The following is a 26695-nucleotide window of genomic DNA, read 5'->3' on the forward strand; positions in this document are numbered from 1 at the left end:
CGCCACTTCGGAGCAAACCCTTGATCATTACGCGCCGCGAATTCACCGCCGCCCTCGCTTTGACCGGCGCCGCCGTAGCCATCGGCCTGTCGCCGCTGCGGCTGATCTCGGAGGCCTCCGCACAGACCGCGGCCGACGTCGCCAAGCCGGTGTCGCTGCCGGACATGGCGCTCGGTCCGAAAGATGCAGCCGTCACCGTGGTCGAATTTGCCTCGATGACCTGCGGCCACTGCGCCAATTTCAACGAGACCGTATTCCCGAAGATCAAGACCGAATTCATCGACACCGGCAAGATCCGCTACGTGTTCCGGGAATTTCCGCTCGACATCAAGGCCGCCGCGGGCTCCATGCTGTCGCGCTGCATCGCCAAGGACGATGCCGGCAAGTATTTTGCCGTGGTCGACATGCTGTTCAAGCAGCAGAACGAATGGGTGATGAAAAACACCGCCGAAACCCTCACCCGGATCGGCAAGCAAGCCGGCCTCAGCCAGCAGCAGGTCGAGGAATGCCTGAAGGATCAGGCGCTTCTGGACAAGATCGCGGCCGACCAGAAATTCGCCAACGAAGTCCTCAAGGTCAATTCGACCCCGACCTTCTTCATCAATGGCGAGATGCTGCGCGGCGAGCAGACCTTTGAGGAATTTTCCAAGAAGATCACGCCGCTGCTGAAGGGCTGAGCCAGCCTGCCATCATCGATCGGACCATGGCCGGTGTCGTCCCGGCCATTTTCGTTTGCCACAGCAGCCGCCGGGATGCCGCAAGCTGGCCGCAGCCGCCGCAGGTTTGCCGCAAGGAAATGGTGCTCCAAACACACCCGAAACGACGTCCGCGGCGAAATTCTTGTGGCAACCCTGGGGCAACGCTGCGAGGGCACTTTTCCGGGGAACGGACCGGACTCGGTTGCGTTGACCTCGATTGAAACTGCCGGCGCTGCGCCCCCGTAGCTGCGCTTTGCGGCCATCGTTCCCCTCGCACTGCATCACCCCGACATGCCCTCACGCGCTCCCCACCTCCCGCACTATGTCGAGCGTACCGCGTTGCAGAAATTGCGCGCCGCCCCCGATCTGCCGGCAACGCATCTTCTCCCGGCCGGTCAGAAGACGCTGGCCAACATGCTGCAGAAAGGCTGGATCGAGTCTTCCGCCGGCAGCATGCCGCGCTATCGCATCACGCCCGAGGGCGAGACCGCACTGAAAGCAGAAATCCCGATGCCGCGCAGCACCCAGACACGCACGCGCTGACGCGCGCCGCGAGGGCCGGCAGAATTAACCATGTTAACGGCCCGGTAACGCGCATTAAGAAGTGCTTAAGCGCGACCTTCGCATTCTCCCGAAATATTTTGGGGGTGCGTCATGTTTGGAAACATCGTCGTCGATTTCATCGGGCTGGCCTTTTTGGCCCTCTGCATCGCCGTGCTCGGCATGCCGCAGCAGCGGCGGCCGGATGAGCTGGCGCGCGACATCTGATCAGTTCGGCAATGCGCTCTTGATGCCGCTGAGGATGAGATCGAGCCCGGCGAGGAAATCCTCTCGGTCGTCATGCCTCCGCAGCTTGTCCGCAAGGCTGCGCGTGAACGGATAGTCGCCGGCGTCGAGTTCTGACCAGGCCGTCGCAACGCTGTCGAGAAAATCCGATCGATCGATCTGTTGCGCGCGGGCCAGCTGGCCATTGGCGGCGTTCTGGCCGCCGACGCCGAGAATGTAGTTCAGCAACGTGCCGACTGCGGCCCATTGCGCGTCCTCGTGCACACCGAGCCCGCGAACCTGCTGGCCGATGCGCTCGATGATGCGGACCATCGGCAGTTGACCGGGACTTCGCATCAGCGCCGAACCAACCCATGGATGCGCGTCGATCGCATCGAACAACGCCAGCCCCACATCCCGCAACGTCGCTTCCGGCGCGGCGGCCGCCGCCACGGCCTTCATCGTGCGTGAGACGACGGCGTCGCATGCCGCCGTCAGCAATTCACCCTTGCTGGGCACGTGCCAGTAGATCGCGCCCGCACCCGTCGCGAGCCGTTCCGAGAGCGCACGGAATGTCAGACCGTCCTCACCCCCATCATCGAGCAGTGCAATCGAGGCTTCGACGATGCGATCGCGCGAGAGCGACTCTTCCCGCCTTGGACTTCTGACTGGTTTCCCGGTCGCGGATTTCCTGGTCGCAGATTTCTTGGCCATGGCCCATCCTGACATAATTGGAACAACATTCCAATAGATTGGAACGTCGTTCCATTTCATTCATCGGCCTTATAGACACCGCCGATCCACGAAGGAATTCAGCATGAGCCTCCATGTCACCATCGTCGGCGCCGGGCTTGGCGGCCTGGTGCTGGCCGGCGTGCTGCATGTCCACGGCATCGCGGCGACGATCTATGAAGCCGAGGCCTCGGCGGATGCGCGCGCGCAGGGCGGCCTGCTCGACATCCACGATTATAATGGACAGCTTGCGCTTGCGGCTGCCGGACTCACCGAGCAGTTCCATGCCATCATCATTCCCGGCGCCGATGCCAAGCGCATTCGCGACAAGCACGGCCGACTGCTGTTCGATCGGCAACAGGGCCTCGGCATCCGTCCCGAAGTCGATCGCGGCGAGCTACGCCGCATCCTGCTGGAGTCATTGCCCGCAGATGCGATCCGCTGGGGGCACAAGCTCGCATCGGTATCGTCGCACGGCGACGGGCGGCATGAACTCGCTTTCACCAATGGCGCGCAGGTGACGGCCGATCTGCTTGTCGGCGCGGATGGCGCGTGGTCGCGCGTGCGCCCGCTGCTGACCGATCACCGGCCGGCCTATGTCGGCACCTGTTTCATCGAGACGTTCCTGTTCGACACCGCGACGCGCCACCCTGCCAGCGCACAGGCCATCGGCGACGGCACGCTGATGGCGCTGGCGCCAGGCCAGGGCATCATGGCGCATCGCCATGGCGACGGGACGCTGCAGGGCTACATATCGCTGAACCGGCCCGAAGACTGGATCGCGCGCATTAATCCCTCCGATCGAGCCGCTGCCCTTGCCTCAATCGCCGCAGAATTCGAAGGCTGGGCGCCGGAACTGACGGCATTGATCACCGAATGCGATGTGGCGCCTGTCCTTCGTCCGATCTACGCATTGCCAATCACTCACCAGTGGACACGCGTGCCGGGCGTCACACTGGTCGGCGACGCCGCGCATCTGATGTCACCTTTCGCTGGCGAAGGCGCCAATCTTGCGATGTTTGATGGTGCCGAACTTGCCAGGGCTCTCGCAGCTCATCCCGACAATACCGAAGCTGCACTTGCAGCCTACGAGAGAGACCTGTTTCCGCGCAGCGCAGCCGTCGCCGAAGAGGCTGACAGGAACCTCAAATTGTTCTTCAACGACACCTCACCGCAGGGCGTGGTGGACATGTTCAGCAGCTTTGTGCCGGACGCATAACCAAAGAAGGTTTTCTGTTTCGACCAGATCTTGCGGCGACAGGTTCACACGCGGCATAGCTCTCGCTAAGACATTTGTGCGGCCCATGACGATCGGGCTCGGTGATCCCCACAGGAGAAGCGCGCATATGGCGAGTGGTCGACGATGCATGCCGGCCAGCGCCATTGCGGCGCCGTGCGTTTCGAGGCAGTGCTGAGCGACGGTTTCTCCACCGTCCGCCGCTGCACCCGCTCCATGTGCCGCATGCGCGGCGCCGTGATGGTGATGACGGCCGCTGGCGGCGTGAAGGTGCTGCAGGGCGCGGATGCGCTGACCAGCTATCGCTTCAACACCAGGGGCGCCGAGCATTTCTTCTGCGCGCGCTGCGGCGTCTACACGCATCATCAGCGGCGCTCGGACCAGACCTCGTTCGCGGTGAATGTCGCCTGTCTCGATGGCGTGAGCCTGTTCGATTTTGCCGAGGTGCCGGTGAATGACAGCGTCCATCATCCGAACGATACGGGGAAGCCGCAGCGCATGGCGGGGGTGCTGAGGTTTGTTGCGGAAGACTAACTCCGTCCCTCATGGTGAGGAGGCGCGCAGCGCCGTCTCGAACCATGAGCTGGCCGGGCTCGGAGTTCTTGGCCACCCTTCGAGACGCGCGCGTTGCGCGCTCCTCAGGATGAGGAACGGAGTTGGGATGAGGGACGGAGTTCAATCACCGCTTCTCATCCGCCCGCAATGTCAGCACCTTCACGCCCTTCGCCGTCACCGCCACCGTGTGCTCGAACTGCGCCGACAGCGAGCCGTCCTCGGTCACGACAGTCCAGCCGTCATCCTCGGTGCGCACATGGCGCTTGCCGCGATTGAGCATCGGCTCGATGGTGAACACCATGCCCTCACGCAGCACGAGGCCGGTATTCGGCTTGCCGAAATGCATCACCTGCGGCGCTTCATGCATCTCGCGGCCGATGCCGTGGCCGCAATAATCGCGCACCACCGCATAGCCGCAGCGTTTGGCGTGGCGCTCGATGGCAAAGCCGATATCGCCGAGCCGCGCGCCCGGCCTGACAGCGCGGATGCCCTGCCACATCGCGTCATAAGTGGCCTCGACCAGCCGCTTCGCCGCCGTGTTCACCGCGCCCACGCAATAGGTCTTGCTGCTGTCGACGAGATAGCCGTTCTTCTCCAGCGTGATGTCGAAATTGACGATGTCACCCTCCTTCAGCACGTCACGCGCGGAGGGAATGCCGTGGCAGACCACCTCGTTGATCGATGAATTCAGCACGAAGGCAAAGCCATATTGCCCCTTGCTCGCCGGTCGCGCGGCGAGGTCATCCGTGATGAAGCGCTCGACCATGTCGTTGATGGCGAGCGTCGAGCGGCCGACCAGTGTTGTGCGATCCAGCAGCGCGAAGACGGCGGCCAAGAGCCGGCCGGATTCCGCCATCAGCGCGAGTTCCTGCGACGTCTTTGTCATGCCGCGCTCGCGGCGAGCGACGGCGTCTCCACCCCCGCCGCACTCATCTCACGCGCCAGAATTTCAATAAAGCTTAGAGAGGGGTCGGCCTCGCAGAGCATACCGATCTTGATCCAGTAAGCGGCCTGCGCATTGATCGACCGACATGACACCTTGGTAGCTCTACGGAGCTGCTCATGCAGCTCATCGTCAATGCTTACAATTCCCACAATCGGCTCCTTATATGATTCATATATAAACCATATCATTCGAGATTTTGTAAAGCCAACGACGTCATCACAGCAACTACAGGCCGTGGCTATTGGGGATAAAATCTAAGAACCATGTCCGCACTCTTGAATAATGAGGGCTACTATGCCATAGCTCTCGTATGTCAGAATCGCCAAACAAAGCCTTAGGGGACATGAAGGCCCTCATGGCCGCCAAGATGGCGGAGCTTGAGCGCGAGATCGCCGCTGTCGCGGAACTGGAGCGCTGGATTGAGCAGAACCAGGACATCGCCGCGAAGTACAATATCTCGCTCAACATGCCGGGCCGCGGGGCAGACCCCACAACCAACCAGGACAACAATCCCCCGGTTAAGGCGCCTCGAGCGAAAAGTATTGACGAACCAAGAACGCTGCTGCTGCCTATTTCACCTGAAAATCCGGCGACCTCCACACCCATCGTTACTATCGATGATCTTATTCAGGTCTACCGCAGCCACGCCAAGTCCCCCTTCCATTTTCTGACATTCAAAGTTCGCGCGAGTTACGACGGCCTCCTTAGGCGCATCGCCAAAGATATTGGTGACTGGAAACTCCGCGAATTCACGAAAGACCGCTTTCAGCGGACCTATGATAGCTGGACCGCTACCGGGAAGCTGTACATGGCGCACGCCCTCGTTGGGATGGTCCGGCAGCTCAATAACTTCGGCATGGCCGAATTGGACAATGCCGACTGCGCTTTGATTAGCGGCACGCTCAAGACGATGAGATTCAGAGCACCTACAAAGCAGAGCACCGAACATCTAACAGACGACCATGTGAGAGCAATTCGAGAAGAAGCTCACAATGCTGGCTGGCATTCGATGGCACTAGCTCAGGTCTTGCAGTTTGAGTTGAAGTTACGGCAGTTCGACGTCATCGGCGAATGGCTTCCGATTGCCGAGGCAGGCGCTTCCGATATTATTTTTGGCGAAGATAGCTGGTGGCGTGGTCTTCGTTGGGAGCAACTGGACAAGGACATGATCCTTCACCACTCCACAAGTAACCGCCTGCAGAAGCAGCAGGAATTCCTGTTCGACTTGAAAAAGTTTCCGGCAATCATGGAAGAACTGGAGTGGGTCGGAAAGATTCCGACTCACGGCCCTATGATTGTTTGCGAGCCAACCGGCGTGCCCTATGTGACTTCCGAATTCCGTCGCAAGTGGCGGATAGTCGCGACGAAAGCCGGCGTGCCCAAGCACGTTCGCAACACCGATAGCTTGCACAGCGAAGCTACCGTAGAAGCTCCGAATGAGCCTCGCCTGATCGTCGAGAGACGAACGGGAGCCTTAAACTAATTGGCGGGCCAAAGGCCCGCCATGAAATACCGACTGCTTGAGGCCGTGGCACTGAAGCAGTGGGCAGCGAAAGGGTGAGGACCCGAGTAGCAATCTTGAGGCGCTAAACAAGGCGGTCACGGTAAGCCCTGCCAAGGAGAAGTAACATGCAACAAAGTAATTGATGCATGAAACGTGGCGTGTCGTCGGTTGCCTCCGACGGCACGCCATACGTGTTACATAGCTAAATCCTTGGAAAAACGCAAGGATTCGGAAAACGAGACTCCATTCAAGGGGTTACGAATTGATGGGTCCTGTGCGACTCGATGATCTAGAGCATCAAAACCAGATACAACGTCTTTTCTAGACGAGCCCTTAACCGACGTAGATGCGTCAGCGGGTTGCCATCGAAGTGGCTGGCTGAATTTGCCTGTTATCGGCAGGGCCCCACCCTACAAAACAAGCCCTTTTCCCAATCTCCCCGCCCCTTATCCCCCGCAAAACCCTTGGGACAACCCAGGTTCCGCGGTTGCCCCCCCGCCCTCGTCTCGCCATTGTCGGGCCCAATTGAGAGCCGTGCCCGTGAGTCCCGGGGCGGCGCGGGGATGGCTTCCATGCTATTGTTTGCGCTGAGGGATTCGCGGTTTGTGGCCGAAGACTAGCCAGATTGGGCTAATTTCAGAGTACCGCTTACATGAAACTCACGCGCCTGCGCCTGAACGGATTCAAGTCGTTCGTCGAACCGACCGATTTCATGATCGAACCCGGCCTGACCGGCGTCGTCGGCCCCAATGGCTGCGGCAAGTCCAATCTCGTGGAAGCGCTGCGCTGGGCGATGGGCGAAACCTCGCACAAATCGCTGCGCGCCACCGACATGGAAGCGGTGATCTTTGCCGGCTCCGGCAACCGCGCCTCGCGCAACCATGCCGAAGTCACCATGACCATCGACAATGCCGACCGCACCGCGCCGGCCATGGTCAATGACGCCGAAATCCTCGAAATCACCCGCCGCATCGAGCGCGACAATGGCTCGAACTACCGCATCAACGGCCGCGACGTGCGCGCCCGCGACGTGCAGATCCTGTTTGCAGACGCCGCGACCGGCGCGCGCTCGCCGGCCCTCGTACACCAGGGCAAGATCGGCGAAATCATCCAGGCCAAGCCTGAACAGCGCCGCCGCGTGCTGGAAGACGCCGCCGGCGTCGCCGGCCTGCATGCCCGCCGCCACGAGGCCGAGCTGCGCCTCAAGGCCGCCGAGACCAACCTTACCCGCGTCGAGGACGTGATCGGGCAGCTCTCGGGCCAGATGGAAGGCCTGAAGAAGCAGGCCCGCCAGGCCACGCGTTTCCGCGAAGTGGCCGCCAAGGTGCGCAAGGCCGAGGCCATGCTGTATCACCTGCGCTGGGTGCAGGCGCATGCGGACAATGCCGATGCCGCATCGACCCATGACCGCAACACGCTGGAGCTCGCCGAAGCGACACGGATTCAGGGCGAATCGGCGCGCATCCAGGCGATCCGCGCCTCCGAGCTGCCGGCGCTGCGCGAGGCTGAAGCCGCCGCGGCCGCCGGCCTGCAACGCCTGACCAACGCCCGTGACCTGCTTGACCGCGAGGAAGAGCGCGCCAAGGAGCGCGCCGCCGAGCTCGATCGTCGCCTCAACCAGTTCGAGGCCGACGTCGCCCGCGAAATGAAGCAGGCGGAAGACGCCGACTTCGCGTTGCTGCGGCTCGAAGAAGAAGACGCCATGATCAAGGAAGAGATCATGCAGCGAGTCGAGCTGCGTGGCGGCGTCGACGAGCGCGTCTCCGAGGCCGAGGCCGTGCTGGCCGCGGCCGAGCGCACCTTCACCGAACTGACCACTGCCCATGCCGACATGACGGCGAAGCGCAACCAGCTGCAGTCGAATGTGCGCAGCCAGGCCGACCGGCTGACGCGGCTGTCCGAGGAAATTGCTCGCGTCGAAAGCGAGATCGACGCGCTGACAGCGCAGACCTCGGGCTTCGGCGATCTCGACGAACTCGCCATGCTGATGGAGACCGCGCAGGAGATCCTGCTGCAGGCGGAAACCTCCGTGGCCGAGAACGAGGCTGCGCATGTGGCCGCCCGGCAGACGCTGGAAGCCTCGCGTGCGCCGCTGGTGGAAGCCGACAAGAAGGTGCAGCGCCTCGAGACCGAAGCGCGCACGATTTCGAAAATCCTCAACGGCGAGACCAAGAATCTGTGGCCGCCGATCATCGACGGCGTCAGCGTCACCAAGGGCTATGAAAAAGCCATCGGCGCCGTGCTCGGCGACGATCTCGATGCGCCCGTCGATCCCTCCGCGCCGATGCGCTGGACCGACGCCGGCATGCCGGCTGACGATCCCGTCCTCCCCGAAGGTGTGGAGTCGCTGGCACAGCATGTCACCGCGCCACCGGAACTGCAGCGCCGTCTGAAGCAGATCGGCATCGTCACCAAGGATCAGGGCGCCGCGCTCGTCGCGCAGCTCAAGACCGGCCAGCGCCTCGTGACGCTGGAAGGCGACGTCTGGCGCTGGGACGGCTTTGTCGCCGGCGCGCACGCGCCGACCGGCGCAGCCCGCCGCCTTGCCGAGCGTGCGCGCCTGACGGATATCGAAGCCGATCTTGAAAACGCCAAGCTGGATGCCATCGCCAAGCGCGAGGCGCTGGAAGCGGCCGAACAGGCGCTGAAGTCTGCGGCCGCGGCTGAGGGCGCATCGCGCGAGGCGCTGCGCAATGCCCGCCGCGAGGTCGATCAGGCCCGTGAACGCCATGCCAATGCCGAGCGCGAGATCAACCGACATGCGGCGCGGCGCGCAACGCTGACCGAAGCGCAGTCTCGCTTGTCGAACGACAGGATGGAGGCCGAAGCTGGGCTGGAAAGCGCGCATATGGCGCTGGAAGAGCTGCCGGAGACGGCGGATGCCGAAGCCAGGCTCACCGACGTCCGCAACGAGATCGAGGGCCATCGCCGCGCGGCGGCGCAGGTGCGCGCCGAGGCGCAGGCGCTGGCCCGCGAGGCCGAACTGGCCGATCGCCGCGTGCAGGCGATCATCGCCGAGCGCAATGACTGGCAGAACCGCAAGACCTCGGCTGCGTCGCAGATCGAGACCGTGGCGGCGCGCCAGGCCGAACTGGTACGCGAGCGCGCCGAGCTGGAAGACGCTCCCGCCCTGTTCCTGCAGAAACGCCGCGCGCTGATCTCGGAAGTCGAGAATGCCGAGCAGGCCCGCCAGCTCGCGGCCAACGCACTGCAGTCCGCCGAGAACATGATGCGCGAGACCGACCGCGAGGCCCGCACCTCCATCGAGTTCCTGTCGCAGGCGCGCGAGGCCTGTGCGCGTTCGGAAGAGCGCATGGAAAGCGGCAAGCGCCGCCTCGAGGACATCGAACGCGAAATCCGCGACATGCTGGAAGTGGAGCCGGAAGGCGTCGCGGCGCTCGCCGAAGTGCGCGCCGAGGACAAGCTGCCGGATCTGCACGAGGTCGAGACCGAGCTCGAAAAGATGCGCCGCGACCGCGAACGTCTCGGCGCCGTCAACCTGCGCGCCGAGGAAGAGCTCAACGAGATCGAGGGCACACACGGCACGCTGACCACCGAGCGCGACGATCTCGTCGAAGCCATCAAGAAGCTGCGCACCGGCATCCAGAGCCTGAACAAGGAAGCGCGCGAGCGCCTGATGACCTCGTTCGACAGCGTCAACACCCACTTCAAGCGCATGTTCGTCGAACTGTTCGGCGGCGGCGAAGCGGAATTGAAGTTGATCGAGAGCGACGATCCGCTCGAAGCCGGCCTCGACATCATCGCCAAACCGCCGGGCAAGAAGCCTCAGTCGCTGTCGCTGCTGTCGGGCGGCGAGCAGGCACTGACCGCGCTGGCGCTGATCTTCGCGGTGTTCCTCACCAACCCGTCGCCGATCTGCGTGCTGGACGAAGTCGACGCGCCGCTGGACGATCACAACGTCGAGCGATTCTGCAGCCTGCTGCACGAGATGATCAACACCACGGATACGCGCTTCATCACCATCACGCATAACCCGATCACCATGGCCCGCATGCATCGCCTCTACGGCGTGACCATGGCGGAACGCGGCGTGTCGCAACTGGTGTCGGTGGATCTGGAGAACGCGGTGAAGATCCTCGATCAGGAAGTGGCGTAATTAATACGCGATGCTGATGGTCTCCCTCCCCCCAGCCGCGCAGCGGCGCAGCCGGGAGGGTGGCGCGTAGCGCCGGGTGGGGAGCCCCACGGTACGGCATTTGTGGAAGCACCCCACCCGTCTCGAAGCTCGCTGAACGCTCGCTTCGATCCACCCTCCCCACGGCGCGGCTTCGCCGCTTGAGGGAGGGATCAGAGGAGCGTCGCGGCTTAGATGACCTCACCCGATGTTCCCGCCTATCTCACGGCAACGCTCGCCGCCCGCCTGCAAGGCGTCTCGCGTGCGGACGCGGCGCAACGCTCCGACACCATCTCCAAAACCTATCGCGCCGGCGGCGGCTCCGCGACGATCCGTAACGAGAGCGATGCGCTGGCCTACGCGCTGGCACGCATGCCGGCGACCTATGCGGCTGTAATCGCGAGCCTCAATGCTCTGCAGTGGATCAGGCCTGACTTCGCACCGACCTCATTGCTTGATTGCGGCGCTGGCCCGGGGACGGCGACATGGGCCTGCGCTGAAGCGTTCGAGTCTCTGGCATCATTCGTTCTGCTCGATGCCAATCCGGCGCTGCGCGCGCTCGCAATGGAGCTGGCACGCGAGAACGACCGCAGCATCGACTACACACTCGGCGATGCCACTGTGAAGATCGCAGAAGCGCTCCCTGCAGATCTCGTCATCGCCAGCTATGTCATCAATGAACTCACCGACGCCGCGCGCGAACGGCTTGTTAAAGCGATGTGGGCAAAGGCGAATGACACGCTGCTCATCGTCGAGCCGGGCACGCCATCCGGATATCAACGCGTCCTCGAAGCGCGCGTGCAGCTCATCCGAGCGGGCGCACATGTGATCGCGCCGTGTCCGCATGACGAGCCATGTCCGCTGGTGAAGCCGGACTGGTGCCATTTCAGCCAGCGGCTGCAGCGCTCCCGCGTGCATAAACAACTTAAATCCGCAGAACTTCCCTATGAGGACGAGAAATTTATCTATCTCGCAGTCTCACGCGCGCCAGTCACCCTGCGCCCCTCGCGCGTACTGGCACAACCGGTGACGACAAAGATCGCAATCACGGCAAAGCTCTGCACAGAGAGCGGGGTCATCGCCGCCGTTGCGCCGAAGCGTGACAAGCCACTCTACGGTAAGTTCCGCAAACTCGACTGGGGCGATGCGGTTTTCGAACAACCGTTATCGGAATAATCCTCTCTTGCGAGCGTTCCTACTCCTGACGCGACTGCGTTGCATCGTTCATCAGGGAGTACCGCTCATGATCAAACCATTCACAGCGCTTGCTGCGCTCGCCGTGCTGTTCACTGCCTCTGCCGCATCGGCGCAGATGCTGAAGACCGCCGATACGCCGAAGGGAAAGACCTTCGTCGACGACAAGGGCATGACGCTCTACACCTTCGACAAGGATGCCGGCGGCAAGTCCATGTGCAACGGCCCCTGCGCCGAAAACTGGCCGCCGCTATTCGCCGCCGACAGCGCCAAACCCACCGCCGACATGACCATCGTGGTGCGCGACGACGGCAAGAAGATGTGGGCCTATAAAGGCAAGCCGCTCTACACCTTCAAGAAGGACACGGCACCGGGCCAGATCAATGGCGACGGCTTCCTGAACGGCGCCTGGCATCTAGCGACGCCGTAGGGCTCACGAGCACGTGCCCCGGACGCGGTGCAGCGCTCTTGCGCTGCTCTGCCGAGCCGGGGCCGTTGCAAATGCCGGAGCTTGATACGGTCCCGGCTCTGCGGAGCGCCATAAGAATGCCGCACCGCGTCCGGGACACGATCGATACTTTTAAAACGCGTGCTTGATGCGGCCCATCACCTGATGCGTCACCGCATCGCTGCCGCCGATGATGGCGTCATAGTTCACCGACAGCACTGTGAGCGGCGCCAGCTTGCCGGAGAGACCTGCGCCGAGCACGCCGCGATCGCGGATGCCTGACGCCGTCGCCGTGACGAACGAGCCCGGCAACGTCGTATCCGCGAAGCTCGCATTGATGCCACGGACGCCGTCGCTGAATTCGTGCAGCCAGGCCAAGCGCAGCTCCGGCGTCAGCACGCCGCCGTTATACGCATAATCATAAGCAAAACGCGCGCCGACGCTGGAGCGCAGCGATTCCGCGCTGTCGCTGCCGACAATCAACGCAGCCGCGCCGCCGCGTTCGGTGAAGCCGTCGGTCATCACCCGCATATATTGCAGGCCGATCTCCGGCGTCACCACCCAGCCCGAGACGCGGATGTCGGTGCCGACAGTGCCGCGGATCGCATAGTGATCGCCACTGAACTTCGCATCGTTGAAGGAGCCGAGCGCAACACGCGAGGTAGTGTAGTCGCTGAAGCCGTACAGACCCATCAGGGTCGCGAACCAGGTCGGCGCCTGATAGGTGCCGTAGCCGCCGATGGTGCCGGTGGAGATGCGGGCATTGCTGCCATTGCCGTCGGTGTTGCCGCGGGTGAAGGCATAGCCGCCGAACACGCCGGCGACGATGCTGTCGCTGAGGCGCTGGTCGTAGCCGGCCAGCACATTCACGGTATTCGCCTTGAAGCCCGGCGCATCCGCGCGAGCGCCTTCCCGAGCAAAGCTGGCCCCCGACGTGACGAAGAAGCCGTGATCCGCAGTGACCGCAATCGGGCGCAGCGCCGGAGCCTTGTTGATGGGCGCATAGGCCATGGCGTCAGCCACGCCGGCGCCCCAGCCGGCTTCAGCGAGCGAGGAGCCCGCGCTGCCAGGGAACGCCATCACGGCCGCCAGTGCACGATCGCCGCCAAAGCTGCGATCGAACATGCCGCCGTCGAACATCGCCAGCGCGTTGCCGAGGCCGGACACATCGGTGCCGAGACCGTTGATGCGGTTCTGCGTCAAGTGCTGACCGACCAGCGAGGTGGTCTGCTGCACATTGTTCATGCCGATACGGCCGAGGCTCTGATAGCTCGACGGTGTCAGCTGGCTCAGCGCCGCGCTGACATCGCCCGAGCTGGCGACCTTGTCGAGCATGTCGACCACACCCAGACCGGTCGCGTTAAGCGGCAGATTGTCGAACAGATTGGCGATTCCCGCCGCGCTGGCGCCGGCGAGCGCAGAGAATGACGGCGCATTGGCGTTGACGATCTGGAACGACGTATAGAGCGTGCCGCCGATATTGACGGTCTGTCCTGCCATCAGCGCGGCACGGTTGGCTTCACCGAGACCGACCTTGTTGTAGTTCAGCGTATTGGTGCCGGCACCGCCATCGACCAGGCCGACGATGCGCGAGCCCTTCATGATGTTGACGGTGTCGTTACCACCTTCCATGTTCACGGCACGGCCGGTATTGCCGATGATGGTGCCGTAATTGGTGAGGACGTCGTTGCCCTCACCCATCTGGATCGCCGAGCCGTCGCCGCGGATGAAACGGGCCGAGCCGGCCCCATAGGTCACGCCGTTGAGCGTGCCATTGGCCGGATCGACCGTTCCGTCGCCGAGCAGTACAACGCCATTCGGATTGGGAATCACGCCGTTTCCGATGATGGTGCCGTAATTGACGATGGTGTCGTTGTCGGCTGACGTGCCGGTCTTGTTCTCGAACCGAATCGCATAGCTGGACTGGCCAACGATGGTGCCCGACGCGTAGTTGGTGATGGTCGTGGCGGCGACACCGCTGCGCGTATTGTCCGTGTTGGAATCGTTGTTGGCGACGATGCCGGCCCCTGCGCCGCTGATCATTCCGTAATTCTGAACCGTGCCACCGCCGAAAGCGATGCCTTCGCTGTTGTTGAGGCGATTGCCCGAATCGTAGCCGCGCGCGCCGGTGCCCTGAATCAGGCCGTAATTGACAATATCCGCCCGGAAATCGACATCGATGCCATCGCCGTCGCTGCGGGTCGAAACACCGTCGATGGCGCCGGTGATGGTCCCGTAATTGAAGATCGTTGCATTGCCGCCAGACCCGACACCTGCGCCGTTCCGACCGATGATGGTCGCGCCGGCATAGTTGTAGACCGTGATGTCGCCGCCGAGATCGGATGCTGTGCCGTTCTTGGCACCCGAGATCAGACCGCCGGCATAGTTGTAGACGGTGCCGCTACGCGCCCCGAAGTCAATCGCGTCTGCCGATGGCCGTACGCCGCCGACGCTGGTGCTGTATGTCACCCCATACGCGATGATCTGTCCGTAGTTCTCGATGACCGTATTGAGGCCGGGCCGGATCGCATCATTGTCCGCGGCACTGATGATGCCCGTGGCCCTGTTGATGATCCTGACCGTCGCATTGGCTGAGTTGAGATCGCGCCAGTCGATCGCTTGCCCCGATCCTGTACCAAGCGTCTGGATCGTGCCGGCATTGTCGATCACGAAAGTTCCGCTCGTTGTCGTCGTGCCCGCGGTACCGGTGATGCGGATCGCATCGTCGAGAGATTGAATGATGCCGCCGGATTTGTTGATCACCTGAAACGACGCGACCGTCGCCAGATCGGCCACGTTCATATTGATGGCGCGATTGGCCGATGCTGTGGAATCGATCAACCCGCTATTGGTGATCACCGTCGTGCCGGAACCCGGCCGGATCACATCGCCGACAAGCGCACGCAGGATGCCAGTCGAATCGTTGTTGATCAGGACCGTTCCGGTGGGCGAGGTATTGTTGGCAAAGCTGAACACCCGGCCCGTACTCGACACGATCGTACCGGAATTGTTGATGGCGACGGTACCGTTGCCAATCGACGTGTTAAGGCGGAACGCATCATCGACAGTCGAAATCAGCGCGCCGGTGAAATTGTTCAGGGTGATATTGCGCGGTGTCGCAGCGCCCGTCAGATCGATACCGCGGCCCGTCGCCGTGATCGTACCGGCATTGTTGATCGTGGTACCGGGGGCACTCGACACGCCCGACGTGGTGATCGCAACGCCCGTCACCGCAAGGGTGGCGCCGCTCTGCACGGTGCCGGTGTCGGTCGTCGTCAGCGTTTTTGCCGCCGTATCCGTGGTGCCGATCGTCACCGTGAAGGATGCAGCCTCCACCGTCATCGGCGCGAACAGCGCCGCTACAACCACACCCATCGCAAGCCGGCTCGCGCCGTTACGCCATTCCCACATCAGTCCCAACCTCAGCCCAAAGGAAAGTTAAGGCTCATTAGGTTTCGGGGATGACAGTCAGGTGACAAATCCCGCACCAGCGCCAACCCGCAAGCCATTTGCTGCGGACACATGGCGGCTGATGCATAGATGCAACGGTGCGCGGAATCGCACATTTATCGTCGCGTGCATACAGGGGTGGATGCGCGCCGTCGCTGGCTATCTCTCACCCCGGAATGACTGCCCAGGGCATTCGCTCCATTGAACGTATTTGCCCCTTCCGGCGACCAATGGCTGCCGCAGGGCAGCGCAATCGGCTACGCTGCGGCACCTGTGATTTCTCTGGGGAGCTTCACTCAATGTCGACCGGCTGGATCGTTCTCGGCGTGATCGTGGTCATCGCCGTCTTTCTGTTCATGACCTACAACCAGCTCGTCGCCCTGCGGCAACGGGTCGATCAGGCCTTCGCCGACATCGACGTGCAGCTGAAGATGCGCCACGACCTGATCCCGAACCTCGTCGAGACCGTGAAGGGCTATGCCTCGCATGAGCGCGGCACGCTCGACGACGTCATCAAGGCGCGCAATTCGGCGATGCAGGCACAGGGGCCAGGCCAAGTCTCCGCTGCCGAGCAGCAACTCTCCGGCGCACTGGGCCGGCTTATCGCCCTGTCGGAGGCCTATCCGGACCTCAAGGCCAATACGAATTTCCAGCAGCTGCAGAGCGAGCTCTCGGACATTGAGAACAAGATCGCAGCGTCGCGCCGCTTCTTCAACAATGCCGTGTCCGAATACAACACCGGAATCCAGCAATTGCCCGCCGCCCTGTTCGCCGGCGCGCTGGGCTTCCACGCAAAACAGTTCTTCGATCTCGGCGAGGCGCGCACTCAGGTCGAGGCGGTGCCGTCGGTCAAGTTCTGACCGCGGTCTTAACCGGCAGCGCATCATGGCCGCTTATGGTCTCTATACGCATATCGCATCGAACAAGACGCGTTCGATGCTGCTGCTCGCGGGCCTGTTCGTCCTGGTCTATGTGGTCGTGTTCGCCGCCGCGCTGGTGCTGGAAGTGTGGAGCAACAGCCGCGGCACGCTGGCTTATTATTTGAGCCATGCGTGGCGGGATCTGTTGTGGGCGATGCCTTTCGCTACCGCGGGTGCCATCGGCTGGATCGTCATCTCCTACTTCGGTCATCAGAAGATGATCGACGTCATTACCGGCAGCGAAAGTGTGACACGGCAAGAGCAGCCGCGGCTGTACAACCTGCTGGAGAATCTGTGCATCTCACGCGGCATCCCGACGCCGAAGCTGAAGATCATACCGGACGATGCGCTGAACGCCTTCGCCACCGGCCTCAACGCCCGGCAATATTCGGTGACGGTCACCACCGGGCTGCTGCGCAATCTCGACGACGACGAGATCGAGGCCGTGCTCGGCCATGAGCTGACCCATATCCGCAATGGCGACGTGCAACTGATGGTGATCGCCGGCATCATCGCTGGCGTGGTCGGCCTGTTCGCCGAACTGTTGTTCCGGTCGTTTTCAAATGGCAACTTCCGGTTCTCGTCCAACCGCTCATCGTCGCAATCGTCGTCATCGTCGGGCGACAGCAAAGGCGGCGGTGGAGCTTTCTTCGCCATCATCATCGCGGTGGTGCTGCTGGCGGTCGCCTGGCTGCTGTCGCAGGTGATCAAGACGGCACTGTCGCGCTCGCGCGAGTTCATGGCCGACGCCGGCGCGGTCGAGCTGACCAAGAACCCTGATGCCATGATCTCGGCCCTGCGCAAGATCGAGAATCGCGGCGAGCTGCCGGGCGCGACCTCCGCCGTGATGGAGATGTGCGTGGACAATCCGCGCTCGGGTTTTGCGGATATTTTCGCGACACATCCGTCGGTGGATGCGCGGGTCGCCGCCCTGATCAAATATGCCGGCGGGCATGATCCCGGCCCGCTCGCGCTGCCCGGCGAGGCGGCAGAGGAAGAGGCGCCGGTCCTGCCGGAAAGCGAGGCATCCCCTCGGGGGCCTTGGACCGACGCTGGTCAGGCCGGAGGCACGCCGCCGGCCCCGACGCAGGGCCCGTGGGGCAAACACGCCTGAAGCGCCTGAGCCCCCCGACGAATTCCCCAATGATTTCCGGCATCCGCCGCCAACCGCCGATTGAATTCCCCCATCTTTCTGCCATGTTCGCGCCCAAAGCAGGCATGGGGTACACTGCGCATCGCGCGAGTCTCGCTCGTGTCTTTGGGATCCAGAGCAGTTAAGGGAATTTCATGGCGAAGCCAGCAGTCATCGTCGTCGGCGCGGACAAGGGCGGGGTCGGCAAGACCACGGTATCGCGGACCGTTCTGGACTATTTCAGCGCCAACAATGTCGCAACGCGCGCCTTCGATACCGAATCGCCGCGCGGCACGTTGAAGCGCTTCCACCCGGACATCACCGAGATCGTCGACATGACGACCACCTCGGACCAGATGAAGATTTTCGATACGCTCAACACCGTGGCTCCATCGGTCACCGTGATCGACGTCCGCGCAGGCCTGCTCTCGCCCGCCCTCGCCTCGCTGCGCGATATCGGCTTTCTTGACGCCGCGAAATCCGGCCAGATCACCTTCGCGGTGTTCCATATACTGGGCCCCTCGATCGCCTCGCTGGACGAAATCGCCGAGACCGCCGGCTTCATGGACGGCGCAAAGTATTTTTTGGTGAAGAACTTCATCAACAACACCAGCTTCTTCGAGTGGGACCAGGCGACCTACAACTCCTATTTCCACAAGATCAAGGGTGCGACCGAGATCACCATCCCGAAGCTGAACGAGATGGCCTATGAGCAGGTGGAAGTCTCCAGCGTGCCATTCCTGAAATTCGTCGCCAACAAGGGCCCGCAGGACGAGAGCGCGAATTACTCCTTCGTGCTGCGCGGCTATGTCCGCCATTGGCTCGCCAATGTCTGGAGCGAGTTCGATCGCATCAAGCTGACGGATATCGTGCACGACAAGCCGGGTGCGCGCACGCCGGGCGAGCAGTAAGAACTTCACAAGCCCCTCTCTCTCCACACCTCTCCCTACCGGGGAGAGGTCGAAACCATGGCGAAGCGAAGGTTTCGGGTGAGAGGGTGCCACAAACTCTGCCCGTGCCCCCTCACCCGCTCCGGCTTCGCCGGATCGACCTCTCCCCGGCGGGGAGAGGTGAAGACAGAGGCTTGAGCCTCGCGCGCATTCCCCCGATATACTCGCCCCATGCCGCGCACACCCGTCTACATCATCTGTTCGACACGCCCACAGGTCGGCAAGACCCTGATGGCGCGTTTGCTGACGGAGTTTCTCAAGCTGCAGCGTGGCGGCGTCACCGCCTTTGATGTCAGCTTGAAGGAACCGTCGCTACTCGACTTCCTGCCCCGGCTGACCGAAACGGCCGATATCGACGACACCTTCGGCAAGATGGCGCTGATGGATCGGCTGATCGTCCATGACGACATGGCGAAGGTGATCGACCTCGGCTACCACGCCTTCGACGAATTCTTCAGAATGACGGCGGAAATCGGCTTTGCGAAGGAAGCCGCCCGCCGCGGCGTGGCGCCGATCGTGCTGTTCATGGGCGACAGCGACCGCGCATCGCTGCGCGCCTATACGATGCTGCAACAGCAATATCCGCAGCGCGCGCTCTATGTGATCGACAATGAGCAAGTCCTGCGCGGGGAGATTCCGCCAGTGCTCGCGCAAGGAAAGATGCTGCACGTCGCTGCACTGCCGCCATTTCTGAAGACCTATATCGACCGGCTGAATTTTTCCTTCACCGGCTATCTGCGGTCGGAGCACGATTCGTCCACGGAGCTGCATCAGTGGATCCGGCGCAATTACTTTGCGTTTCGGGAGATCGAGCTGGGGCTGCTGCTGATGTGAGGATGGGCAGACCATCCGCTATCATTGCCCGCTAAAGCGGGCAATCCAGTATGCGGTGGCACTAATGTGCCTCTCACAGCCCGTGTCTACTGGCCACCCGGTCAAGCCGGGTGACGACAGTTGGAGCCTAGTGCCCCTCGAACGTCATCAGAGTCCGCACCGGCACATCCATGGCGCGGAGCTTCGCGGCGCCGCCGAGGTCCGGCAGATCGATGATGAAGCAGGCCGCCACCACATCGGCGCCGATCTGGCGCATCAGCCTCACCGCGCCTTCGGCCGTGCCGCCGGTGGCGATGAGGTCGTCAACCAGGATCACGCGTTCGCCGGGCTTGATGGCATCCGCATGCACTTCCATCTCGTCGATGCCATATTCGAGGGAGTAAGCGATGCGCACGGTGGTGTGCGGCAGCTTGCCCTTCTTGCGGATCGGCACAAAGCCGGCCGATACCTGATGCGCCACGGCGCCGCCGATAATGAAGCCACGGGCCTCCATGCCGGCGACCTTGTCGATCTTCGAACCGGCCCAGGGATGTACCAGCTCATCCACCGCGCGGCGGAAGGAGCGGGCATCGCCGAGCAGTGTGGTGATGTCACGAAACAGGATGCCCGGCTTCGGATAATCCCGAATCGTGCGGACGGAAGCCTTGAGGTCGTGAGCGAGTTCAGGGGTCATCATGATCTCTGTTTCGGTCAAATTCGGGCGGCGGTGAGCGTCCCGCCCAGCTGGCATAGCCAATTTGGCCGGGGCGAAGCAATCCGGATGCCACAAACACTCCGGATTACCTCGCCCACCGGTTCAGGCCGCCTTTTGGCCTAGCCGAAACGCATTTTCAACAATGCGCAGACCCACCTCCCCGCCCAGCGACATCAGCGATTCCGGGTGGAACTGGACGCCGCCGATCGGGAGGGTCTTGTGCTCGATCGCCATCGCGACGCCATCCTCGGTGGTGGCGGTCACCGTCAGCACCTCGGGCATGTCGTGCATCTCGATGAACAGCGAGTGATAGCGGCCGATGGTGACCTCGTTGGGCAGACCCTGCATCAGTTGCCCGCCTTTGACCTGCACTCGCGACGGCCGGCCATGGGCGGGCTGCGTGAGCTGGCCGAGCTGACCACCGAAATATTCCCCGATGGCCTGGACGCCGAGGCAGACACCGAACACCGGGAGTTTTTTGGCAAGTGCCGTATCGAGCGTCTTCGAGATGCCGAAATCGGCGGGACGGCCGGGACCGGGTGACAGCACCAGCAGATCGAACTCGTCGCGTTTCAGCACGGTCTGCGCATGGACATGCCTGACCACGCTGACATCAGCACCCACCTGGCGGAAATAATCCGCCAGCATATGGACAAAACTGTCCTCGTGATCGATCAGCAGCACCTTCTTGCCGGAGCCGCTGGCATCGGGCGCAAAGGCGGACAGCTTCTTTGGTGGATCGCCGCGCAGCGCCTGGAACAGCGCCGCGGCCTTGGTCTGGCATTCCTTCTCTTCCGCCACCGGATCACTGTCGAACAGCAGCGTGGCGCCAACGCGGACTTCAGCGAGACCGTCCTTCATGCGGATGGTGCGGATAGTGATGCCGGTATTGATCGTGCCGTCGAAGCCGACCACGCCGATGGCGCCAGCGTACCAGCGCCGCGACGAACGCTCGTTGTCCTCGACGAACTGCATTGCCCACAGTTTTGGCGCACCGGTGACTGTGACGGCCCATGCATGGGTGAGGAACGCGTCCAGCGCATCGAAGCCCGGGCGCAACATGCCCTCAACGTGATCGACAGTATGGAAGAGCTTTGAGTAGGTTTCGATCTGCCGGCGCGCAAGCACTTTGATCGTCCCGGGCACGCAAACGCGCGCCTTGTCGTTGCGATCGACATCGGTGCACATATTGAGCTCGAACTCATCTTTCTCCGAATTCAGGAGCTGACGAATCTGCTCGGCGTCGCCGATAGCGTCGCTGCCGCGGGCGATGGTGCCGGAGATCGGACAGGTCTCGACGCGACGGCCATCGGAGCGCACGAACATTTCCGGCGAGGCGGACACCAGGAATTCGCCATCACCGAGATTCATCAGCGCCCCATAAGGCGATGGATTGATGATGCAGAGGCGCTGAAATACTTCAGCGGGGGAGCGATCGCAGGGCTCGGCGAAGAGCTGGCCCGGCACCGCCTCGAACAGGTCGCCACGCGCGAAGGCGGCACGCGCTTTCTCGACGGTCTCTTGATATTGGCCGGGCGCATGATCGGCAAAGCCTTCGCGCGGCGCCTTGTTATAGCCGCTCTCGGGCGTCTCGCGCGGCAGGCCCTCGGTGGAGCGCTCCTTGAAGGCAAAGTCATAAGTCAGCACGACGCCGCGGCCGGTGGCGCGGTCATAGGCGAGCAGGCGATCGGGGATGTAGAGCACGATGTCGCGTTGATCCGCCTCGCGCGCACGCTTCTGCTTGAGATCCTCGACCTGGAAGACGAGATCATAGGCAAAGGCACCATAGAGGCCGAGCATAGGATCGGCGGACGAGAACAACTGCGCGACGAGATCGCGGATCAGCGACATCACGCTGGCGCGGCGGGTGCGTTGATCTTCCTCCACCGGCGCCTCGCCGCGGACGATGTGCCCCTTCAGCTTTGCCATGGTGCGGCCATCGAGTACCACGCAGGGATCGTTCAGCTTTTCAGCGAGGAAGGCGATCAGCACCTGCCCGCGCTTGTTCAACGCGGTGATGGTGAATTCGGAACCCGTCGTTTCCAGCAGCAGCGGCGGATCGGAGAAGCCGAGATCGAAACTCTCATAGCGGCCCGGCACCGTGGTGCCCGAGGACAGCACCACGCCACGATAATGGTCGAGCCGGGTGATGAGATCGTCCAACGCCGTGCCGCCGGTGAAGAACTCGGCGTGGCGCGTGACGGTCAGACCGCCCGAAGTCTTGTATGCGCTCTCAGTGGGGAGAGAAAAAATCGTCCTGTTCATCGTGTCCTCTTAGGGGAGCAGGCCGGAGGCGCCACACAGGACAAACGAGAAAGGCCGTCGCACTGCGATGGCGGCCTTCGACGATTGGAAAAAGAGCAAATCGCACCGACCACCTCTGTTAGGAGGTGCGCCACCAACGACGGGAGTTGCGGACAGGGGTGCTCATAGCGGTAATGAGCCATGGCTGGACGGGAACGTCAAGGGGTCAAGAGATTTGCGGCCATTCCCGCATGAATACCGTCAGTTTCAGCGGCCCGACCTCATCCTCAACAGGAGTCCAGCCGAGATACTCGTAATAGGCCCGGCGTGGTGGGGCGGCACAGAGGTAGACGCGCGAATGCCCTCGCTCAAGCGCCTCCCGGCAAGCCCGCTCGATCAGCCCGGGAGCTACACCCTGCCGGCGGGCTTCCGGCTCGGTCCAGACCGCAGCCACCCAGGGCGTATATTCGGGGCGTTCGTCGAGATCGGAGACCAGCAGTGAAGCAGTGCCGAGAAAGTCACCCTCACGATGCGCCACCAGTGCGACCGGCAACCCCGCTCCGACCATGTTTTCACGCAGCCGCTCGACGATATAGGCCTCCGGCACGCCATGGCGCTTCCACCACGCCCGCCAGATGCGATCGGCCACGATGTCGAAAAAATCGGGCCGCCGGCGCAGATCGGAGATGGTGAAATCGGTTGTCATGGGATCCGACCTAAAGCGCGATCCACGCAGCAGCAAGCCGACACGGGACCACACATCATGGTTTGGAGGACTCGGCGGCAAGCTGTTTCAGCATGGGGAAGGATGACGTCGTGCCGAATTTGCCCTGCGGTACGCCGCAATCTTCATAACCCGCAGACAGATAAAGGCGATGGGCTGTCTCGGTGCTGATCAGATGGCAGACATCATTACCATGGCTCCGCGCGGCAGTCTCGAGCAGTGCCAGCATCGCCTTGCTGACGCCCCGGAACCGAGCATCCGGCGAGACATAGTTGCACGTAATCTCGCCATCGTTTCTGACAATGCCGATGCCGAGCACTGTTTCTCCCTCGACTGCGACGAGAACGACATTGTCCGGATGGGCAATCCAGCTCCCGACCACCGCCGGCGTCTTGTTGGCTAGCCAGCGCCTGATGATCGCCGGATTGTCATGGTGATCGGCACCGCAAAGCTCAAGGATGGAACGGCGCAAGACATCGCATGCCTTGGCCGCCTCATCGATATGCGCTTTGCGGATCAGCATCCGATCAAAGAGCCTTACCCCAGATGCTTCTTGAAGAACGCCGTCGCTCGGCTCCAGGCCAGCTTGGCGGCTTCGAGATCGTGTACCTCGGCCCGCTGCTCGTTGACGAAGGCGTGGTCGGCGTCATAGCGGAAAAACTCTGCGCTCTTGCCGGCCGCCTTCAGGCCCTGCGCGAAGGCATCGACGACTGCCGGCGTACACCAGTCGTCACGATTGGCGAAATGGCCCTGCAACGGCACCTGCACATCGGCGGGCTTTGCGGCCTGCTCCGGCGGGATGCCATAGAACGCCACCGCAGCGCTGAGCTCTGGAATCTTGGTGGCGCCGATGACAGTTACTGCGCCACCGAGACAGAAGCCGGTCAGGCCCACCTTGGCACCGTCTTTAGACAGATATTGTACGGCGCCGCGCACGGTCTGGGTGGTCGCATCCATGAAATCGAGCGAGTTCATCTCTTTGTTGGCAGCGTCCGTGTCGTGATAGGGCACGACCACGCCGTTATAGAGGTCAGGCGCCAGCACATCGAAGCCCTCTTGGGCAAGACGATCGGCAAGGCCCTTGATCTGGTCGGACAGACCCCACCATTCCTGGATCATGACCACGCCCGGTGCATGGGCGCTGCCGGCCTTTGCATCAGACGCCTTGGCGAGATAGCCCTTGGCTTCCTTGCCGTCGGGGCGCTTGAAAGTGATGGATGAGCCCATGATGTCCTCCGGGGAGTTTGTGATCCAGCTGGTTGAACGCATTTTGGCGTCGAGACGATGACAACGCAAATGCGCGCATCGCGTGCCATCTGGAATGCCGTTAAATGTCGCGTGCGACAACAGGCAACAAAAAAGCCCCCGAAGGGGCTTTTTCCTTTCCCAGGCCAGAACGCGCTCAGTGCGCGTTGGCCCAGACCTTCTTCTTGGTAAAATACATCAGGAAGGCAAAGATGATCAGAAAAATCATCACCTGCAGACCGAGCTTCTTGCGGGCCTCGAGATGCGGCTCAGCCGTCCACATCAGGAAGGTCGCCACGTCCTTGGCGTAGTTTTCGACCTTCTGCGGGGTGCCATCATCATAGGTCACCTGATCGTCCGAGATCGGCTTCGGCATCTTGATGGCGTGGCCTGGGAAGTACTTGTTATAGTAGGCTCCCTGCGGCAACTGGAAGTCCTTCGGCGGGTCGGTATACCCCTGCAGTAGGGCATCGATATAGTTCGGCCCCTTTTCCTGGAACTGCCAGAAGAAGTCGAAGATGAACTGCGGGAAGCCGCGATCATAGTTGCGAGCCTTGGCCATCAGCGACAAGTCCGGCGGATAGGCGCCACCATTGGCTGCGCGAGCCGCGTTCTCGTTCGGGAACGGCGCCGGAAACTTGTCGGCGAGCCGGCCCGGACGCTCGAACATGTCGCCGGCATCGTTAGGGCCGTCCTGCACTTTGATGTCGGACGCCACCGCCAGCGCCTGTGCCGCCGAGAAGCCGGGACCGCCGGGGTCCGCGAGATTGCGGAAGTGGACGAGATTCATCGAATGGCAGGTCGCGCAGACTTCCTTGTAGACCTTGTAACCGCGCTGCAGAGCACCACGATCAAATGTGCCGAAAGGACCGGCAAAGCTCCACGACAGCGACGGCGGGGTGGGGCCGCCTTCGGCAGCCCTGGCGTTCTGGGCACCGCCCATCACGAGGCCACCAGCCAGCACCAGCGCGAGGATCACTGGCGCCATCGGTCCGGCCTTCTTGCCGTATTTCGCCAGCACGTCATCGGCGATCGAGTTGGGCACCGCGCGTGGTGTCTCGATGCGGCTCAGGATGGGCAGCACGATAAGGAAGTAGGCGAAGTAGCAGAAAGTCAGCACGCGGCCGGCGATGATATAGACACCTTCCGCAGGCTTGCCGCCGAGCCAACCGAGCAGCACGCAAACCGCGACGAAGATCCAGAAGAACTGCTTGGCCAGCGGACGATACTTCGAGGACCGCGTCTTGGCACTATCCAGCCAGGGCAGGAATGCCAGCACGATGATCGCCGAGAACATGGCGATAACGCCGCCGAGCTTGGACGGAATCGAGCGCAGGATGGCGTAGAACGGCAGGTAGTACCATTCCGGCACGATATGCGCCGGGGTCACACCCGGATTGGCCTGGATGTAGTTGTCGGGGTCGCCGAGATAGTTCGGGATGTAGAACACGAACCAGGCGTAAAAGATCATGAAGCAGACGATGCCGAAACCGTCCTTGATGGTCGCATAGGGCGTGAACGGCACCATGTCCTTTTCGGTCTTCGGCTCGACGCCGGCCGGATTGTTCTGACCGACCACGTGCAACGCCCAGACGTGCAGGACGACGACGCCTGCGATCACGAAGGGCAACAGATAGTGCAGTGAGAAGAAGCGGTTCAGCGTCGGATTGCCGACGGCATAACCACCCCAGAGCAAAGTCACGATGCTCTCGCCGACATAGGGAATGGCCGAGAACAGGTTGGTGATGACGGTGGCACCCCAGAAGCTCATCTGGCCCCAAGGCAGCACATAGCCCATGAAGCCGGTGGCCATCATCAAGAGATAGATGATAACGCCGAGGATCCAGAGTACTTCGCGCGGGGCCTTGTAGGAACCGTAATAGAGGCCGCGGAGCATGTGGATATAGACGGCGATAAAGAACATCGAAGCGCCGTTGGAATGCAGGTAGCGCAGCAGCCAGCCGTAGTTCACGTCACGGACGATCGCCTCGACCGAGTTGAAAGCGTGATCGACATGCGGCGTGTAGTGCATCGCCAGGATCACGCCGGTGACGATCTGCACACCAAGCATGAAGGAGAGGATACCGCCGAACGTCCACCAGTAATTCAGGTTACGCGGCGTTGGATAGGCGATGAAAGACGAATGAATCAGCCCGATCAGCGGCAGGCGCTTCTCAAACCATTGCAAGGCAGGATGGGAGGGCTGGTAGGTGGATGGTCCGCTCATGATGCGATCCTGAAGAAAGAAACGACACTATCGGCGCAAGGTCTTGGATGGCGAGCCGGGA

Annotated in this window: 22 protein-coding genes; 12 read left to right on the forward strand and 10 right to left on the reverse strand. The window is 62.2% G+C overall.

Going from position 1 to position 26695, the window contains the following annotated elements:
• Positions 1-20 precede the first annotated feature (20 nt).
• Both E0H22_RS20610 and E0H22_RS20615 read left to right on the forward strand, forming a co-directional pair.
• Positions 21-677 carry a DsbA family protein gene (locus tag E0H22_RS20610; RefSeq protein WP_233022839.1) on the forward strand — a complete coding sequence of 219 codons (657 nt, stop codon included), beginning with the start codon at positions 21-23 and terminating at the stop codon, positions 675-677.
• A 312-nt stretch (positions 678-989) separates the two neighbouring features.
• Positions 990-1241: a hypothetical protein gene (locus E0H22_RS20615; protein ID WP_233022840.1), complete on the forward strand. Its 252-nt coding sequence runs from the start codon at positions 990-992 to the stop codon at positions 1239-1241.
• Positions 1242-1466: 225 nt separating this feature from the next.
• Here E0H22_RS20615 and E0H22_RS20620 read toward each other — a convergent pair whose 3' ends face one another.
• Positions 1467-2177 (reverse strand): TetR/AcrR family transcriptional regulator, encoded by a 711-nt coding sequence (locus E0H22_RS20620; RefSeq protein WP_233022841.1) that lies wholly within the window; start codon positions 2175-2177, stop codon positions 1467-1469.
• Positions 2178-2280: 103 nt separating this feature from the next.
• Here E0H22_RS20620 and E0H22_RS20625 point away from each other — a divergent pair, with 103 nt between their 5' ends.
• Both E0H22_RS20625 and E0H22_RS20630 read left to right on the forward strand, forming a co-directional pair.
• Positions 2281-3414 carry an FAD-dependent oxidoreductase gene (locus E0H22_RS20625; RefSeq protein WP_233022842.1) on the forward strand — a complete coding sequence of 378 codons (1134 nt, stop codon included), beginning with the start codon at positions 2281-2283 and terminating at the stop codon, positions 3412-3414.
• Between the two features lie 144 nt (positions 3415-3558).
• Entirely contained in the window at positions 3559-3966 is a 408-nt protein-coding gene (locus E0H22_RS20630) for a GFA family protein (RefSeq protein ID WP_233022843.1), read from the forward strand.
• Positions 3967-4111: 145 nt separating this feature from the next.
• Here the strand turns inward: E0H22_RS20630 and map are convergent, their stop codons facing one another.
• Complete coding sequence (gene map / locus E0H22_RS20635; protein WP_233022844.1) at positions 4112-4873, reverse strand: type I methionyl aminopeptidase; 762 nt, start codon at positions 4871-4873, stop codon at positions 4112-4114.
• Positions 4870-5082, reverse strand: a complete 213-nt coding sequence (locus E0H22_RS20640) for a ParD-like family protein (protein WP_233022845.1) — start codon at positions 5080-5082, stop codon at positions 4870-4872. The genes map and E0H22_RS20640 overlap by 4 nt, the downstream gene beginning before the upstream one ends.
• 206 nt (positions 5083-5288) lie before the next feature.
• Between E0H22_RS20640 and E0H22_RS20645 the strand changes: the two genes are divergently transcribed.
• From E0H22_RS20645 to E0H22_RS20660, 4 genes are all read left to right on the forward strand, one after another.
• Entirely contained in the window at positions 5289-6416 is a 1128-nt protein-coding gene (locus tag E0H22_RS20645) for a hypothetical protein (protein WP_233022846.1), read from the forward strand.
• Between the two features lie 673 nt (positions 6417-7089).
• A complete protein-coding gene (gene smc, locus E0H22_RS20650; protein WP_233022847.1) occupies positions 7090-10554 on the forward strand; it encodes a chromosome segregation protein SMC in 3465 nt (1154 codons plus the stop codon).
• 213 nt (positions 10555-10767) lie between these two features.
• Positions 10768-11748, forward strand: coding sequence for a small ribosomal subunit Rsm22 family protein (locus E0H22_RS20655; protein ID WP_233022848.1), 981 nt, complete (start codon positions 10768-10770; stop codon positions 11746-11748).
• Positions 11749-11815: 67 nt separating this feature from the next.
• On the forward strand, positions 11816-12196 hold the full coding sequence (locus E0H22_RS20660) for a COG4315 family predicted lipoprotein (protein ID WP_233022849.1): 381 nt from the start codon (positions 11816-11818) through the stop codon (positions 12194-12196).
• 150 nt (positions 12197-12346) lie between these two features.
• On the opposite strand, the gene E0H22_RS20665 is transcribed toward E0H22_RS20660, so the two are convergent.
• Complete coding sequence (locus tag E0H22_RS20665; RefSeq protein WP_233022850.1) at positions 12347-15625, reverse strand: autotransporter family protein; 3279 nt, start codon at positions 15623-15625, stop codon at positions 12347-12349.
• Positions 15626-15963: 338 nt separating this feature from the next.
• Here E0H22_RS20665 and E0H22_RS20670 point away from each other — a divergent pair, with 338 nt between their 5' ends.
• The 4 genes from E0H22_RS20670 (at position 15964) to E0H22_RS20685 (ending at position 19500) form a co-directional block, all read left to right on the forward strand.
• Positions 15964-16524 carry a LemA family protein gene (locus tag E0H22_RS20670; RefSeq protein ID WP_233022851.1) on the forward strand — a complete coding sequence of 187 codons (561 nt, stop codon included), beginning with the start codon at positions 15964-15966 and terminating at the stop codon, positions 16522-16524.
• A 25-nt stretch (positions 16525-16549) separates the two neighbouring features.
• Positions 16550-17698 carry a M48 family metallopeptidase gene (locus E0H22_RS20675; RefSeq protein ID WP_233022852.1) on the forward strand — a complete coding sequence of 383 codons (1149 nt, stop codon included), beginning with the start codon at positions 16550-16552 and terminating at the stop codon, positions 17696-17698.
• Positions 17699-17871: 173 nt separating this feature from the next.
• On the forward strand, positions 17872-18627 hold the full coding sequence (locus E0H22_RS20680; protein ID WP_233022853.1) for a P-loop NTPase family protein: 756 nt from the start codon (positions 17872-17874) through the stop codon (positions 18625-18627).
• Between the two features lie 210 nt (positions 18628-18837).
• Entirely contained in the window at positions 18838-19500 is a 663-nt protein-coding gene (locus E0H22_RS20685; protein WP_233022854.1) for a hypothetical protein, read from the forward strand.
• A gap of 127 nt (positions 19501-19627) precedes the next feature.
• On the opposite strand, the gene E0H22_RS20690 is transcribed toward E0H22_RS20685, so the two are convergent.
• The 6 genes from E0H22_RS20690 to E0H22_RS20715 all read right to left on the reverse strand — a co-directional run bounded on the left by E0H22_RS20690 (position 19628) and on the right by E0H22_RS20715 (position 26634).
• Entirely contained in the window at positions 19628-20173 is a 546-nt protein-coding gene (locus E0H22_RS20690) for an adenine phosphoribosyltransferase (protein ID WP_233022855.1), read from the reverse strand.
• 123 nt (positions 20174-20296) lie between these two features.
• Positions 20297-22459, reverse strand: coding sequence for an anthranilate synthase component I (locus E0H22_RS20695; RefSeq protein WP_233022856.1), 2163 nt, complete (start codon positions 22457-22459; stop codon positions 20297-20299).
• A gap of 205 nt (positions 22460-22664) precedes the next feature.
• Positions 22665-23144, reverse strand: a complete 480-nt coding sequence (locus E0H22_RS20700; RefSeq protein WP_233022857.1) for a GNAT family N-acetyltransferase — start codon at positions 23142-23144, stop codon at positions 22665-22667.
• Positions 23145-23199: 55 nt separating this feature from the next.
• On the reverse strand, positions 23200-23685 hold the full coding sequence (locus E0H22_RS20705; RefSeq protein WP_233022858.1) for a GNAT family N-acetyltransferase: 486 nt from the start codon (positions 23683-23685) through the stop codon (positions 23200-23202).
• 14 nt (positions 23686-23699) lie between these two features.
• A complete protein-coding gene (locus E0H22_RS20710) occupies positions 23700-24389 on the reverse strand; it encodes a dienelactone hydrolase family protein (RefSeq protein WP_233022859.1) in 690 nt (229 codons plus the stop codon).
• A gap of 175 nt (positions 24390-24564) precedes the next feature.
• Positions 24565-26634 (reverse strand): cytochrome c1, encoded by a 2070-nt coding sequence (locus tag E0H22_RS20715; protein ID WP_233022860.1) that lies wholly within the window; start codon positions 26632-26634, stop codon positions 24565-24567.
• Between the last annotated feature and the right edge of the window lie 61 nt (positions 26635-26695).

Origin of the sequence: Rhodopseudomonas boonkerdii (genome assembly GCF_021184025.1) — a bacterium.
Taxonomy (GTDB): domain Bacteria; phylum Pseudomonadota; class Alphaproteobacteria; order Rhizobiales; family Xanthobacteraceae; genus Tardiphaga; species Tardiphaga boonkerdii.

Coding starts and splice junctions, on each gene's coding strand:
- E0H22_RS20615 (WP_233022840.1), top strand. CDS start 990: ATGCCCTCACGCGCTCCCCACCTCCCGCACTATGTCGAGCGTACCGCG.
- E0H22_RS20620 (WP_233022841.1), bottom strand. CDS start 2,177: ATGGCCAAGAAATCTGCGACCAGGAAATCCGCGACCGGGAAACCAGTC.
- E0H22_RS20625 (WP_233022842.1), top strand. CDS start 2,281: ATGAGCCTCCATGTCACCATCGTCGGCGCCGGGCTTGGCGGCCTGGTG.
- E0H22_RS20630 (WP_233022843.1), top strand. CDS start 3,559: ATGCATGCCGGCCAGCGCCATTGCGGCGCCGTGCGTTTCGAGGCAGTG.
- map (WP_233022844.1), bottom strand. CDS start 4,873: ATGACAAAGACGTCGCAGGAACTCGCGCTGATGGCGGAATCCGGCCGG.
- E0H22_RS20645 (WP_233022846.1), top strand. CDS start 5,289: ATGGCCGCCAAGATGGCGGAGCTTGAGCGCGAGATCGCCGCTGTCGCG.
- smc (WP_233022847.1), top strand. CDS start 7,090: ATGAAACTCACGCGCCTGCGCCTGAACGGATTCAAGTCGTTCGTCGAA.
- E0H22_RS20655 (WP_233022848.1), top strand. CDS start 10,768: ATGACCTCACCCGATGTTCCCGCCTATCTCACGGCAACGCTCGCCGCC.
- E0H22_RS20660 (WP_233022849.1), top strand. CDS start 11,816: ATGATCAAACCATTCACAGCGCTTGCTGCGCTCGCCGTGCTGTTCACT.
- E0H22_RS20665 (WP_233022850.1), bottom strand. CDS start 15,625: ATGTGGGAATGGCGTAACGGCGCGAGCCGGCTTGCGATGGGTGTGGTT.
- E0H22_RS20670 (WP_233022851.1), top strand. CDS start 15,964: ATGTCGACCGGCTGGATCGTTCTCGGCGTGATCGTGGTCATCGCCGTC.
- E0H22_RS20675 (WP_233022852.1), top strand. CDS start 16,550: ATGGCCGCTTATGGTCTCTATACGCATATCGCATCGAACAAGACGCGT.
- E0H22_RS20680 (WP_233022853.1), top strand. CDS start 17,872: ATGGCGAAGCCAGCAGTCATCGTCGTCGGCGCGGACAAGGGCGGGGTC.
- E0H22_RS20685 (WP_233022854.1), top strand. CDS start 18,838: ATGCCGCGCACACCCGTCTACATCATCTGTTCGACACGCCCACAGGTC.
- E0H22_RS20690 (WP_233022855.1), bottom strand. CDS start 20,173: ATGACCCCTGAACTCGCTCACGACCTCAAGGCTTCCGTCCGCACGATT.
- E0H22_RS20695 (WP_233022856.1), bottom strand. CDS start 22,459: ATGAACAGGACGATTTTTTCTCTCCCCACTGAGAGCGCATACAAGACT.
- E0H22_RS20700 (WP_233022857.1), bottom strand. CDS start 23,144: ATGACAACCGATTTCACCATCTCCGATCTGCGCCGGCGGCCCGATTTT.
- E0H22_RS20705 (WP_233022858.1), bottom strand. CDS start 23,685: ATGCTGATCCGCAAAGCGCATATCGATGAGGCGGCCAAGGCATGCGAT.
- E0H22_RS20710 (WP_233022859.1), bottom strand. CDS start 24,389: ATGGGCTCATCCATCACTTTCAAGCGCCCCGACGGCAAGGAAGCCAAG.
- E0H22_RS20715 (WP_233022860.1), bottom strand. CDS start 26,634: ATGAGCGGACCATCCACCTACCAGCCCTCCCATCCTGCCTTGCAATGG.